The organism is Thalassotalea sp. 273M-4 (genome assembly GCF_041410465.1).
GTDB lineage: Bacteria > Pseudomonadota > Gammaproteobacteria > Enterobacterales > Alteromonadaceae > Thalassotalea_A > Thalassotalea_A aquiviva.
The window spans coordinates 2,629,422-2,642,968 of the sequence record NZ_CP166961.1 but is presented as its reverse complement, the minus strand read 5'-3'; the positions used below and the strand labels follow the sequence as shown (position 1 = coordinate 2,642,968).

10 protein-coding genes are annotated in these 13,547 nt (G+C 43.6%); 4 read left to right on the top strand and 6 right to left on the bottom strand.

Going from position 1 to position 13,547, the window contains the following annotated elements:
* Nucleotides 1–77: 77 nt before the first annotated feature.
* The 3 genes from serA to ACAY00_RS11785 form a co-directional block, all read right to left on the bottom strand.
* A complete protein-coding gene (serA, locus tag ACAY00_RS11795) occupies nt 78–1,307 on the bottom strand; it encodes a phosphoglycerate dehydrogenase (RefSeq protein ID WP_371373861.1) in 1,230 nt (409 codons plus the stop codon).
* 281 nt (nt 1,308–1,588) lie between these two features.
* A complete protein-coding gene (rpiA, locus tag ACAY00_RS11790; RefSeq protein ID WP_371373858.1) occupies nt 1,589–2,245 on the bottom strand; it encodes a ribose-5-phosphate isomerase RpiA in 657 nt (218 codons plus the stop codon).
* A 66-nt stretch (nt 2,246–2,311) separates the two neighbouring features.
* Nucleotides 2,312–2,983: a 5-formyltetrahydrofolate cyclo-ligase gene (locus tag ACAY00_RS11785; RefSeq protein ID WP_371373855.1), complete on the bottom strand. Its 672-nt coding sequence runs from the start codon at nt 2,981–2,983 to the stop codon at nt 2,312–2,314.
* 247 nt (nt 2,984–3,230) lie between these two features.
* Between ACAY00_RS11785 and ACAY00_RS11780 the strand changes: the two genes are divergently transcribed.
* The 4 genes from ACAY00_RS11780 (at nt 3,231) to ACAY00_RS11765 (ending at nt 8,822) form a co-directional block, all read left to right on the top strand.
* Nucleotides 3,231–3,611 carry a YacL family protein gene (locus tag ACAY00_RS11780; RefSeq protein ID WP_371373852.1) on the top strand — a complete coding sequence of 127 codons (381 nt, stop codon included), beginning with the start codon at nt 3,231–3,233 and terminating at the stop codon, nt 3,609–3,611.
* Nucleotides 3,612–3,766: 155 nt separating this feature from the next.
* A complete protein-coding gene (locus ACAY00_RS11775) occupies nt 3,767–5,053 on the top strand; it encodes an efflux RND transporter periplasmic adaptor subunit (protein WP_371373849.1) in 1,287 nt (428 codons plus the stop codon).
* A complete protein-coding gene (locus tag ACAY00_RS11770; protein WP_371373846.1) occupies nt 5,037–8,174 on the top strand; it encodes an efflux RND transporter permease subunit in 3,138 nt (1,045 codons plus the stop codon). Before ACAY00_RS11775 ends, ACAY00_RS11770 begins: the two co-directional genes overlap by 17 nt.
* A gap of 12 nt (nt 8,175–8,186) precedes the next feature.
* The gene (locus tag ACAY00_RS11765; RefSeq protein WP_371373843.1) at nt 8,187–8,822 is read left to right on the top strand and encodes an alpha/beta fold hydrolase; all 636 of its coding nucleotides are present in this window, start codon (nt 8,187–8,189) and stop codon (nt 8,820–8,822) included.
* A 25-nt stretch (nt 8,823–8,847) separates the two neighbouring features.
* On the opposite strand, the gene ACAY00_RS11760 is transcribed toward ACAY00_RS11765, so the two are convergent.
* From ACAY00_RS11760 to ACAY00_RS11750, 3 genes are all read right to left on the bottom strand, one after another.
* Entirely contained in the window at nt 8,848–9,582 is a 735-nt protein-coding gene (locus ACAY00_RS11760) for a PepSY domain-containing protein (RefSeq protein WP_371373840.1), read from the bottom strand.
* Complete coding sequence (locus tag ACAY00_RS11755; protein ID WP_371373838.1) at nt 9,579–10,313, bottom strand: PepSY domain-containing protein; 735 nt, start codon at nt 10,311–10,313, stop codon at nt 9,579–9,581. Before ACAY00_RS11755 ends, ACAY00_RS11760 begins: the two co-directional genes overlap by 4 nt.
* A gap of 102 nt (nt 10,314–10,415) precedes the next feature.
* On the bottom strand, nt 10,416–13,538 hold the full coding sequence (locus ACAY00_RS11750) for an efflux RND transporter permease subunit (protein ID WP_371373835.1): 3,123 nt from the start codon (nt 13,536–13,538) through the stop codon (nt 10,416–10,418).
* Between the last annotated feature and the right edge of the window lie 9 nt (nt 13,539–13,547).

Genomic DNA, 13,547 nt, shown 5'->3' with positions numbered 1-13,547 from the left:
CAGCAAACCGATGTGTCATAATGGTGATGTTTTGAAGATAAAAACGTCACCCTTAATAGAGTGACGTTTTTGCACGATTAATGAATTAATCGTGCTCGGATGGTGCCAGCAATAGATTTAAGCTCTTTTAAGGCAATCTCACTGTCTTCGGAGTCAACATCTATTACCACATAACCAATTTTATCATCGGTTTGTAAGTATTGAGCAGCGATATTGATGTTATGGTTGGCAAACGCCATATTGATTTTTGTTAACACACCTGGTTGGTTATGGTGAATATGAAACAGTCGGCTACGGCCTTCGTGCGAAGGTAAAGATACCTCAGGAAAGTTAACCGCAGATAAGGTAGAGCCATTGTCAGAATACTTAATGATTTTGCCAGCGACTTCTCGACCAATGTTTTCTTGTGCTTCTTTGGTGCTGCCACCAATATGAGGGGTTAAGATCACATTGTCGAACTTTCTTAAAGGAGAGATAAACTCTTCATCATTTGTTTTCGGCTCGACAGGAAATACATCAATGGCTGCACCAGCGATTTTTTTCGATTCTAAGGCGTTAGCTAATGCATCGATGTCGACCACCGTGCCACGGGCGGCATTGATTAAAATAGCGCCTTGTTTCATCGCATCTAGTTCGGCTTCACCGATCATATTCTGGGTTGATACCGTTTCAGGTACGTGTAAGCTTATTACGTCAGACTGATTTAATAATTCGGTCAGGCTTTCAACTTGCAGGGCATTACCAAGCGGTAATTTGGTTTCAATGTCGTAGAATTTTACTCGCATGCCAATATGTTCAGCCATGATCCCTAATTGGGTACCAATGTGACCGTAACCTATAATCCCTAGAGTCTTGGCACGAGCTTCGACCGAGCCATCAGCCGATTTATGCCAGATCCCTCGATGTGCCAATGCACTCTTTTCTGGTATACCACGAAGTAATAATAAAATTTCACCTAAAACCAATTCAGCAACCGAGCGTGTATTTGAAAATGGGGCGTTAAAAACTGGGATCCCTAAAATTTGAGCCGCAGGTAAATCGACCTGATTGGTGCCAATACAAAAACAGCCAATGGCCGCCAACTTATTGGCATGAGCCAAAACATCTTCGCTAATTTGGCTGCGTGAACGAATACCTAAAAAGTGCACGTTCGCGATTTTTTCTTTAAGCTCGGCATCGCTCAATGACCCTTTTAAATACTCAATATTGCTGTAGCCATTTGACTTTAAAATTTCAAGGGCTGATTGGTGCACGCCTTCTAGCAGAAGAATACGAATTTTATCTTTTTGTAATGACTTTCTGGTCATGATGTCGGTTGTCCCAGTTAGTATCTACAAATTGCCACAGACGATGATAACGCCATTTATTGGCAATAATTTATAGATGGCTAGATATCCAAATTGAGCAATTAAAATACCATATAGAGTGAAAACTCGAAAGCAATTTTTAACAATTCCTAACGATTTAGAATAAAGTTTGTTAACAACAGAAGGGCAGGTTTAAATTGCGCGAAAACTCTTAAAGGAAAGGCCAGCAGACCAGAGATGGTTTTACGCTCTGGTCTGAGTTTATTTGGGGGGAAGATTGACTAAACGACGATTTTTGCGCCGTTTTCGGTTCCTAAAATCAGAACATCGGCTGGCCGTTCGGCAAACAAACCATTGGTAACCACACCAACGATGGCATTGAGCTTTGTTTCCGTCGCAACAGGATCTGAAATGTGTAGGTTATGCACATCTAAAATAACATTGCCGTTATCTGTAACCACCCCTTCACGATAAACAGGATCACCGCCAAGCTTAACAATTTCACGCGCGACATAGCTACGGGCCATCGGGATCACTTCAACCGGCAGTGGGAAGTTGCCCAATACATCGACTTGTTTGCTCGCGTCGGCAATACACACAAATTTGTCGGCAACCGCAGCCACAATTTTTTCACGGGTTAAGGCAGCACCGCCACCTTTGATCATATGCATTTGATTGTTAATTTCATCAGCGCCATCAACGTACACTGATAAATTATCAACAGAGTTTAAGTCAAAAACTTCGATACCATATTCCACCAACTTTTGGGTTGAAGCTTCTGAGCTGGAAACGGCGCCAACTAAAGTATGCTTAATGGTGGCAAGCGCATCGATGAAATGGTTTACCGTAGAACCTGTGCCCACACCGACAATGGTATCTGGTTCAACAAACTCGAGTGCTTTTATTGCGGCGGCTTTTTTCATTTCATCTTGGGTCATTGCGATTCCTATTATCAGGTTAGGGTGTTTGGACTTATCCTTAACTTAAGTATTGTTATTATACTCTTAGCTTGACGACATGGAACAGTTCAATGCTTGATTTTGAAATGTTTTTTTCGGCGTTATAATTTCGGCTAACGGAACATCCCAACTATCAATAGGAAGCACCGGAACTTGTTGGCATTCATGTGCCACTCCAACGGGGTACAAAGCCTCGGTATCAGCGCTGGCTTTGTCTTTGCTTTCACGAAACCAACTGGCTAATGTGCGATCGTAAAAGCCACCACCCATGCCAAGTCTGTTGCCTTTGACATCAAATGCCACTAGCGGGGTGATCATCACATCGAGTTGATTGGTCGGTATGACTTTACGTACATCCAAGGCCGGTTCGGGGATTTGATATGAATTTGGCTGCAACAGGGTATTTTGCTGGTAGTGCAAAAACAGTAAGTTACCTTGGGTAAATGGGTGCAATACAGGCAGGTATACCTGCTTTTGTTGTTGCCAACACCATTGAATAAAAGGCGATAGGCTGATTTCGCCATCATTGGCCAGATAAACGGCAATATGTCGAGCTTTAGCAATACGCGGGTGTTGGCAAAGCTGAAGACATAACTTTTTCGCGCTATCTTGTTGTTGCGCAATACTTAGTTGGCGCCTTCGTTGGCGAATGTGCTGTCGAATCTGTGGTCGAGAATTTAGCTCAAGCTGAATGTTGTTCATGGTAAATTTGTTCATGTCTTTGCCCGTCATCCTATCGTAGAGTAAGTGCAAGGTTCAACTTTTACCAGCAAGCCATTCTCTCACCAAGTTAAAGAGCTCAAAATAAGGGCAAAGTTTCTGCCTCAGCAGCGGTTTTATTCTCAACCGTACAGCAGCAATCAATGATACAATCATTGCCCAATTTTTTTGGCGAAATGACACGAAAACATAAATACTTAAGTTAAAGAGCCTATTTTGCCTGATTTTATAAATAGTTAATATTATGGAATACGAATTTAGAAAAGATTTTATTGACGGTAAACCGATGGCGCTGTTCAGCTTTGAGCACCAAGCGTTTGGCCCTTGGTTAGAAACCGAAATAGGGCAAGATGAAGCCCGTCTAGAACATATCTTAGCGCAAGCTACAAGGTTGCAAACCAGCGCTTCCTTAAATGATGAAAAAGAATTTGTTGGTCGTGAATATACGCTTTTATTAACTACCGAAGATGCCAGCATCGAGTTAAGCTCGGCGTTCGATGATGCTGATGTACCCGAAAACTTAGAAGAAGATGCGCCAGATTTTGAACAATCGTATTTTGCCAGTTGTGGGCTCGAAGATTTCATCCAAGTTCTAAGCAGTTGGAAAGAATTTATTGCAAGATAAACATCCCCCTTGATGATTGAGTAATTGCTTATTGAGTGAGTTTTACGATACTGTAGGAAAAATAAACAGTGTGGTATAAAAATAGTAAGCTCGGTAAATGTTTATGTAAGTCGCAACTTTTTGCTGAGTTTGATACGACTCATGGACAAAAGTAGATGAATCAACAGAATCAAGATAGTACTAAGGGCACAAGCAACACGCGCAGTAAGCTTTTGTTAATTGGCTTACCTATTATAATCATTGTTGCGGGACTGCTTGGCTATATTGTACTTTCGAGTCTGGCCAAACAACCCGAAAAAAAGCCAATGCTAAACTTGGCTCCCTTAGTTGAAGTCAGTGATATTCACGTTGAAACGGTAACCTTTGAAGTTAAATCTCAAGGCTCCGTCAGTCCCCGAACCCAAACAACCTTAATCTCCGAAGTATCTGGCATGGTGGTTGCCGTTTCAGATAAATTACACATTGGTGGTTTCTTTAAAAAAGGGGAAGTGCTGCTCGAAATAGACCCCATTATTTATGAAGTGGCCCTTCTTGAGGCACAATCAAGGCTCGAATCAAGACAGGCCGCCTACATTCAAGAGCAGGCTCAAGCCAAACAAGCCGAAGACGAATGGCGAATGACGGGGAAGCCGTTAACACAAGCACCGGCGCTTGCTCTTAGGGTGCCACAATTAAAAAGGGCACAAGCGGAAATCAAAGCGGCTGAAGCGGAGCTAAAGAGAGCCAAAATTAAATTAGCCCGAACTAAAATCAGATCCCCTTACGATGCTTTACTAACCGAAAAGTATGTCGATATTGGCCAATATGTGTCGGTAAATGGGCAAATAGCCAAAGCCTTTGCCATCGATTATGCCGAGGTTCGATTGCCAATTAAGCAACAAGATGTCAACTTTCTCACGCTACCAAAGGTTAATGATTTGGGGGCTAAAGGCCAGCAAGTACGAATATATGCCGACCAAGGTGGAGTACCAACGTATTGGAACTCTCATATTTCGCGTTATGAAGGGGTGGTTAACCAAAACTCTCGGGTACACTATTTGGTCGCACACATAGATGACCCATATAACCTTTATAACAGTGAACAGGATGCTGAACTGCGTATCGGCACGTTTGTGCAAGCCAGAATCGTGGGTAAGACCATGGATGAGGTCATTAAATTGCCACGTACGGCGCTTCGTGGGGTCAATACCATTCACACCATCACCGCAGATAATCGGTTAAATATCATCAATGTTGAGGTGATCAGAACCGATGCCGACTATGTTTATGTCAAAAATACCATAAAGCCCAAGCATCGTTTGGTATTAACACGAATTGTCACCGCCGTTGAAGGCATGCCACTTAGAGTGCGGGGTGAAACAACCCCTGCCGATCAAGATAAAGCCGATGATAAAACCCAATTAGTGAATACAGCGGACGAGTACGATGACAACGGCAAATAAACACAAGGGGATCATCGCTTGGTTTGCCCATAATTCGGTGGCGGCCAATTTATTAATGTTTCTTATCATCGTGATGGGCTTATATTCTTACAGCACCATCACCAAAAAAATGTTCCCTGAGTTTAGCCTTAATACGATTGTGGTTTCGGTTATTCATAATGGTGCATCGCCTGCCGACGTTGAGCAGTCGGTGTTGTTAAAAATAGAAGAGGTTTTGGAAAATATTCAAGGCTTAAAGCGGATCACATCGGAAGCCACCGAGGGCGCGGGGCAGGTTTTTATCGAGATCAGCAGTGGTTACACACTGGAAGAAAAGCTCGATGAAATTCAAATGCAAATAGACACCATTACAACGTTTCCAAGGCAAATTGAACGGCCTTTGGTGTTTAAACAAGAATTTGAAGGTGATGTGCTGTGGCTTTCGGTTAACGGCAAAATGGATAGACGGGCGCGCCAAGAACTGGCACAAGATATTCGTGATGAAGTCGTTGCTTTGCCCGAGGTTAATATTGCCGAAGTTGTCGGTGCTAAAGATTATGAAATTTCGATCGAAGTGTCGGAATTATTATTACAAGAATACGGGCTGACTTTTGATGCTATTAGCCAAGCGATTAATCGCTCCTCTTTAGACTTACCAGGTGGCACCATTAAATCGGATGGTGGTTACATTCAAATTCGTACCGAAGGGCAGGCATATACTGGCGAAGAGTTTTCCAAGTTGGTATTAAAAACCAATGCCGATGGTACCCGTTTAACCTTGGGTGATATCGCTACGGTCAGAGATACATTCGTTGAAGATGAGGGCTTTGCTCGGTTTGACGGTAATCATGCCACCAACATTCGGGTCAAATCGACCTCAAATCAAAACGACTTAAGTATTGCCAAGCAAGTTAAAGAATATGTCGAACAAAAGCAAAAGACCCTGCCAGAAGGCGCCTACATCAATATTTTTGCCGACAGCTCGTTTTATTTGTCTGAACGCCTCAATATGATGTTTTCAAACCTTGGGATCGGCGCCTTGTTGGTGTTTTTGGTTTTAACCTTGTTTTTACGAATTAAGGTCGCATTTTGGGTGATGATTGGTATTCCGATATGTTTCCTTGGCACCTTTATGATGATGCCATTACTGGGGCAATGGGCGGTGACGGTCAATCTGGTCTCGTTGTTCGCGTTTATTATGGTACTGGGGATTGTTGTGGATGATGCCATAGTCATTGCAGAAAGTGTTTACTCCAATGTCTCCAAAAGTGGCCATAATATTGATAATGTTATCAGTGGCGCGCATCGGGTTGCGATACCGGCAACGTTTGGGGTGTTGACCACCATTGCAGCTTTTGCGCCATTGCTGTTTATTGATGCGACGTTTGCCGGCTTCTTTTTGTCGATTTCGGTGGTGGTGTCGTTGTGTTTAATTTTTTCGATGATTGAGTCAAAGTGGATTTTACCAGCGCACTTAGCCCATATGACCTACACCGAGATTGATCCTAACACCAAAAACATCATTCATCGTATTCAGTTGAATTTTAAACATGGACTCGATCGTTTCGTGCATCGAATTTATCAACCCTTGGTCCGCAAAGCATTACAGTACCGCTATAACACCATGGCACTTTTTTTCGCCATCTTGTTTACTTCCATTGGCTTGGTATCAGGTTCATTGGTTAAAGTGGAAGTATTTCCAACCGTGCCCAGTGATTTTGTGCAAGGGCAGTTGACTATGATCGACGGTTCATCGCCCAAAATGCGTAATAAAGCACTAAATGAAATCACCGCCGCCGGTTACAGCGTGGCGGAGCGTTACGCGGTTAATGGCGAAACGTTTACCCAGCACCTACTGACTTACACCAATGGCGATTTAGGCGGGGGCGTTTTAATGGAGCTCACCAAAGCCGAATATCGAGACTTAGATGCGTTTGAAATTGAAAAGCTCTGGCGTGAAGAAATTGGTGAGATCCCCGGTGTGAAAGAATTTAAACTCTTTGCCGGAACCAATGCCGGTGGTGGCTCCGCTTTGGAGTTTCAATTAACCGGCAACAATGATCTTGAGCTTGAGATCGCCGCCGCCAAATTACAGCAAAAACTGTCTGAGTATGATGGGGTTGTCGATATCAGTAATTCATTTAGTCGGGGCAGCAATGAAATCAAGCTAGAAATCAAACCCGAAGCCGAAGTGTTGGGGCTTACCTTATCCGATTTAGGGCGTCAGGTTAGACAAGCTTTTTATGGTGAAGAGGCGCAGCGTATTCAACGAGGGCGTGACGAGCTGAAGGTGATGATCCGTTATCCAGAGCAAGAACGACGTTCTATTTCTGACTTAGAAGATATGTGGGTTCGTACCCCAAGTGGCATGGAAGTGCCGTTTTATCAAGTCGCGGATGTGCAAATAGGCCAAGGTTATTCCAAAATCACTCGAGTAAACCAAAAACGGACGATAAAAATTACCGCCGAAATTGACAGCAAAAAAGTCGAGTCTCGAAAAATCATTGAAGAGTTTAATCGTGATGTTATCCCCGCTATTTTAGCCGATCATCCAAGCGTTGAAAGTGGTATGGAAGGGGCCAGTAAAGACCAACAAGACTTTTTAGCCCAATTAACCTTGGCGGCATTTATCGCCTTATTTCTTATTTACGGGTTAATTGCCATTCCGACCAAATCGTATGTTCAGCCTTTGGTGATAATGTCGGTGATCCCATTCGGTATTATTGGGGCGATTGTGGGGCATTTTATTATGGGTAAAACGATTAACATGATGTCGATGTTTGGTTTTATTGCCCTAACCGGCGTGGTGGTTAATGACTCACTTATTTTGGTTGATTTTATCAACAAGGCAAAAGGTAATGGTCAACGGTTAATCGACATTGTTGTTAATGCTGGGGTGCAACGTTTTCGCGCTATTTTGCTCACATCCTTGACCACCTTTTTTGGTATTTTACCGCTGTATTTCGAAACCAGTTTACAGGCTCAATTTATTATTCCAATGGCAATATCACTGGGTTTTGGCATCATGTTTGCCACTGTGATCACCTTATTTTTAATCCCTGCGCTTTATATGATCCAAAATGATATCGCCAAAGTGTTTGGACGCCGGCGCCAAACGGCGATCAAGCCAAAGTCAGCCTAGCAGGGGAATGAGATGAAAATAGTGCTTTTGCATGGCTTATTTATGAACAGCTTGGTCATGGTACCGATGGCGAGACGACTGAGCCAACTAGGGTGGCAAGTTCAAACCATTTCCTATAATACCGTGCGACCAAATAAAGATTCGGTGTTTGCCAAGCTTGATAAGGCGATAGGGCAAGGGCCAACCATTCTTGTCGGGCACTCTCTTGGTGGGTTAGTGATCACCCATTATTTGGCTTCACGTCAGTTCTCTACAGACACCATCCCCATGGTGATCACCTTAGGAACCCCGCATCAAGGTGCCAAAATAGTCAAAGATATGGCCAAGTTTAAACTCGATCCGATTTTAGGCACATCGACTCAATTTGGCCTGATCCCGCAAGAGTTTGCGAAAACCTGGAATTACCCTCAACAGCTTATATCGATTGCCGGTAATGTTAAAATTGGAGCAAGACCGATTATGGACAAATTCTTGCGAGAAGATATTGAAGAATCCGATGGCACGGTCGGAGTCGAAGAAACCGAAATTGACGGCATGAGCAAACACCTAGTGATCAAACAATCACATATGAGTATGCTCTTTGCCAAAGAAGTGCCAAAGATGATTGACGAGTTTGCCCGTGAAGTAAGCAAAGAGTACTCATCATGACCCATTTTAGCGAATTTAACACCCGCTAAGCTTTAACGCTTACTGCGCGCTTAAGGGATAATTGACCACGCTTAATTAAATCCCAGGTCCAAATGCCCCCCGTTATGCTAAGCCATAAACTGGCAAAAGCCATAAACATAATAGCGATGTTATTAAACCCTCCCTCATTGGTGTAGTCCATAAAATGTAAGGTAAAAAACAAGTCTGCAAGGCGTTTATCATCGTCACTGTGGCCCACCACTCGGCCACTGCCTTGTTCGATATAAACCTTGGTATTGATGGCATCATCAAACCCAATTTGCCATACCGGGTTTTGTTGTTTGGCAAACCCCTCAATGTTTGATGTGATGAGCGTTGAAGCTATGACACTTCCCGGGCCACTGTAAGATTGCAGCGCTAAGGCCTTGGCAAAATTAGCATCTATTGAGATCTTTTTTGCAAGGTAGCCATCATAGAGTGAATAGTTGTTTTTAAAATGCGGATATAAACCTTGCTCATGAGTGAGCAAATAATAAGGTTGGTTGAGTAAACTGATTAAGCGAATGCTTATCGCAGCTGGCGCTTTGGCTAGAATCTTATCTGGCGCAACCAACGAGGTTAAATCAAATTCGGGTTGGCTGGCAATGGCTTGTCGATATTGATTACCACTTGCCTTGGTTGAGTCCATTAAATTGAAATATAAGCCTGTGCTTAGCCAAATTAAAAACTGCAGACCAACCACAAGCGAAACCCATTTGTGAAGTACTCTGATATTTTTCATCGAGCGCCTCCGACTAATTTGCTTAAACGGGGTTTAATTGTTCGGGTGTATGTCAGCACGAGTCCACATAAAGTGGCAAATAAGCCACTGACGGTAAAGCTTAAAAGCAAGGTATTATCAACTTCGCTGTCTTTATAGTCCATAACATGAATGCGAAACATCCAGTCGAACAAGCGCCAAAAACTGTGGCGCTTAGTCACCACTTTGCCACTGGTTTGGGAAACATACAACGTTGGCGCCATCCAATGGTCAAAATCGACCCGCCATGCGGGTAAATGTCTTGGGCTTAATTCATCGGGCGCAACCGTTTGCAATAGTTGAGCTTGTTTTACTTGACTGTTGCCCGTGAACTCTTGCTGCGCTATGCGTATTGCTTGCTCTTTGTTGAGCCATGGAAGTTGCTCGCCGGTGCTGGCATCAATCAGGAACTTTTCGCCATTGGACTCAAATTGATAAACCGCTTTGTCGAGGATTGTCGATAACGACAGATTAGAGATATTCGGGTAGTTCTGATATAGCCTTTGAAAAGGTAGGTTAATTTGAGCTCTATCGATGGTTATTTGTTGGTTTTTAACCAAGGTGTCACCATGAATAAAATGGATATTTAAATACACCATGTAGGCGCCAGTGACCGACCACATCATAAATTGCAGACCAAAAAAGGCCATCAACCATTTATGTAAATTCCTGCTTTTTTTAGCGATATTATTGTTATTGTTTAAACGTTTCATTCCATGCCCCTTTACTGACACTATGTTATCTCATAAAGGGGCATGTATTGCACTAGGGAGTTAACAAAATTTATACACTTGCATAAATTCTATACATTGACTCTAGAGTCGATGTTGTCGTTGACGCCACAACAAATACACCGCAGGTAAAACCAATAACGCTAATACAATCGCACTCACCATGCCACCAACCATAGGCGCGGCAATGCGACTCATAATTTCAGAGCCACTGCCGGTGCCGTAAAGTACAGGTAACAGGCCGATAATGATGGTTGCAACGGTCATTACAACAGGACGAACCCTTAGACCGGCACCGTGTTCAATCGCTTCGATTAATGCGTCTTGGTCAAAGTGTTGCTGTTTTTGCTGAAAATTTGCAACGCTCTGATGATACGACTGATTCAAATACACCAGCATGATCACCCCGATTTCTACCGCAACCCCAGCCAAGGCGATAAAGCCTACACCTGCGGCAACCGAAAAGTTAAAGCCTTGCAGGTACATCAACCATATGCCCCCAATCATTGCCAGAGGCAGGGTAAACATAATCATCGTGACTTCGGCCAAACTGCGAAAGTTTAGGTACAATAAAATCACAATAATGGCCAGTGTAAGAGGTAAGACATAGCGAAGCTTTTGCTCTGCTCGTTGCATGTATTCGTATTGACCAGCCCAGTTCAAAGAGTAACCTGCAGGTAAGTCAATTTCGGCTTCTATTTTAGCGCGGGCATTGTTAACGTAAGTACCAATGTCAACATCTTCGATATCGATAAAGGTCCAACCGTTAATGCGGGCGTTTTCACTTTTAATGCCTGGAGCGCCATCGTCAACATAGATACGGGCAATATCACCAAGGGCGATACGTTGACCATTTTGAGTGATCACAGGTAACTGGCTTAATTGTTCGGGAGAGTCACGATAATCTTGAGGATAACGCAAATTGACCGGGTAACGTTCAAGCCCTTCAACCGATTGCGTGATATTAACCCCACCAATGGCGGTTGCGACCACTTGTTGCACATCGGCAATATTTAAACCATAACGCGCGGCTTTAAAACGGTCGATATCAACCTTGATGTAGCGGCCACCAGCAACTCGTTCTGAATAAACCGAAGCGGTACCGGGAAAGTCCTTTAATACGTCTTCAATTTGCTGACCAATGGTTTGAATGGTATCTAAATTTGGACCAGCAACCTTAATACCTACCGGTGTTTTGATCCCAGTTGCCAACATGTCGATGCGCGTTTTTATTGGCATCACCCAAGCATTGGTTAGGCCCGGAAACTGAATTAAAGCATCCAATTCTTGTTTAAGAGACTCGGTAGTGACCCCTTCGCGCCATTCGCTTTGTGGCTTTAATTGAATAAAGGTTTCGATCATGGTCAATGGAGCCGGATCGGTTGCGGTATTGGCTCGACCTACTTTACCAAACACATTTTCAACTTCGGGGATGGTACGAATAAGTTTGTCGGTTTGTTGCAGCAACTCACGCGCCTTACCAATAGATATACCCGGATGCGTAGTTGGCATATACATTAAATCGCCTTCATCAAGAGGTGGAATAAATTCACTACCAATTTTATCGATAGGCGAAAACCCAATGACGGTGACAATCAGCGCCAACATTAAGGTACTTTTAGGATACTGCAACACTTTTGCAAGTACGGGACGATAAGCTGCGATTAGTAAGCGATTGATCGGGTTTTTGTTTTCAGGTCGGATTTTACCGCGAATAAAGTAACCCATGAGCACAGGAACCAAGGTAATGGCCAAGCCTGCTGACGCCGCCATCGCATACGTTTTGGTGTAGGCTAAAGGTGAGAACATTCGACCCTCTTGCGCTTCTAGTATAAAGACAGGTAAAAAGCTCACGGTGATAATAAGTAAACTGAAAAACAACGCAGGGCCAACTTCTGAGGCCGCCTTTGCCACTATTTGCCAGCGGTTTTGATCAGTAAGCGGGGTGCGTTCCATGTGCTTGTGCATGTTTTCTATCATTACAATGGCCGCATCGGTCATTGCCCCAATAGCAATAGCAATACCGCCTAGTGACATAATGTTGGCATTTACGCCTTGGAAATACATGACGATAAACGAGACTAAAATCCCCATCGGCAAACTTATGACTGCGACGATAGATGAGCGCACATGAAATAAAAATACCACACAAATGAGCGCTACCACGGCAAGCTCTTCGGTGAGTTTTGACCATAGGTTATCGACCGAACGCTCAATTAAATTCGAACGATCGTAGACGGTGACAATTTCAACGCCTGCAGGCAGACTATTTTGTAAAGATTGTAATTTTGCTTTGATGCCATTAATGGTTTTTTGCGCGTTTTCACCATAACGCATAACCACCACACCACCAACGGTTTCGCCTTCGCCATTAAGCTCAGCAATGCCTCGGCGCATTTGTGGGCCCAAGGTGATTTGCGCAACATCGCCCAATAATAACGGGGTGCCATTAACGTTAAAGCGCAGTGGGATGGCGGCTAAGTCTTCTATCGACTTTATGTATCCTGTCGCTGTTACCATGTATTCAGCTTCGGCCATTTCCACCACCGAGGCCCCTACTTCTTGGTTACCTTGTTTAATCGCGGACTGAATTAAACTTAACGGAATGTTGTATGCGCGAAGCTTATCTGGATTGACCACAATTTGGTATTGTTTCACCATACCACCCACGGTAGCGACTTCAGAGACGCCATCTACGGTTTGCAATTCGTACTTTAAAAACCAATCTTGAATACTGGTCAGTTGACTGATGTCGTGTTTACCTGTGGTATCTTTTAACGCATACAAATAAACCCAGCCGACACCCGTAGCGTCGGGGCCAAGTTGAGACTTAGCGTTTTCTGGCAGGGTTGGCGCGACTTGAGACAAGTATTCTAATACCCGAGTTCGAGCCCAATACAGGTCGGTGTCATCATCAAAAATCACATACACATAAGAGTCACCAAAAAACGAAAAACCGCGAACTGTTGTGGCCCCTGGAACTGACAACATGGCTGTTGTTAATGGGTAGGTGACTTGATCTTGCACGACTTTTGGCGCTTGACCAGGGTAAGAGGTTTTTACAATAACCTGTACTTCAGATAAATCTGGGATCGCATCTACCGGGGTGTTTTTAATCGCAAATATGCCAGCTAATATCACTATTAAGGTAGTGAGAATGACAAAAAAACGATTGTAAACCGACCAATGAATTATACGTTCAATCATAACCTTTCC

Excerpts from the sequence above, each read along its gene's own strand:
- serA (WP_371373861.1), bottom strand. The coding sequence starts at position 1,307 with ATGACCAGAAAGTCATTACAAAAAGATAAAATTCGTATTCTTCTGCTA.
- rpiA (WP_371373858.1), bottom strand. The coding sequence starts at position 2,245 with ATGACCCAAGATGAAATGAAAAAAGCCGCCGCAATAAAAGCACTCGAG.
- ACAY00_RS11785 (WP_371373855.1), bottom strand. The coding sequence starts at position 2,983 with ATGAACAAATTTACCATGAACAACATTCAGCTTGAGCTAAATTCTCGA.
- ACAY00_RS11780 (WP_371373852.1), top strand. The coding sequence starts at position 3,231 with ATGGAATACGAATTTAGAAAAGATTTTATTGACGGTAAACCGATGGCG.
- ACAY00_RS11775 (WP_371373849.1), top strand. The coding sequence starts at position 3,767 with ATGAATCAACAGAATCAAGATAGTACTAAGGGCACAAGCAACACGCGC.
- ACAY00_RS11770 (WP_371373846.1), top strand. The coding sequence starts at position 5,037 with ATGACAACGGCAAATAAACACAAGGGGATCATCGCTTGGTTTGCCCAT.
- ACAY00_RS11765 (WP_371373843.1), top strand. The coding sequence starts at position 8,187 with ATGAAAATAGTGCTTTTGCATGGCTTATTTATGAACAGCTTGGTCATG.
- ACAY00_RS11760 (WP_371373840.1), bottom strand. The coding sequence starts at position 9,582 with ATGAAAAATATCAGAGTACTTCACAAATGGGTTTCGCTTGTGGTTGGT.
- ACAY00_RS11755 (WP_371373838.1), bottom strand. The coding sequence starts at position 10,313 with ATGAAACGTTTAAACAATAACAATAATATCGCTAAAAAAAGCAGGAAT.
- ACAY00_RS11750 (WP_371373835.1), bottom strand. The coding sequence starts at position 13,538 with ATGATTGAACGTATAATTCATTGGTCGGTTTACAATCGTTTTTTTGTC.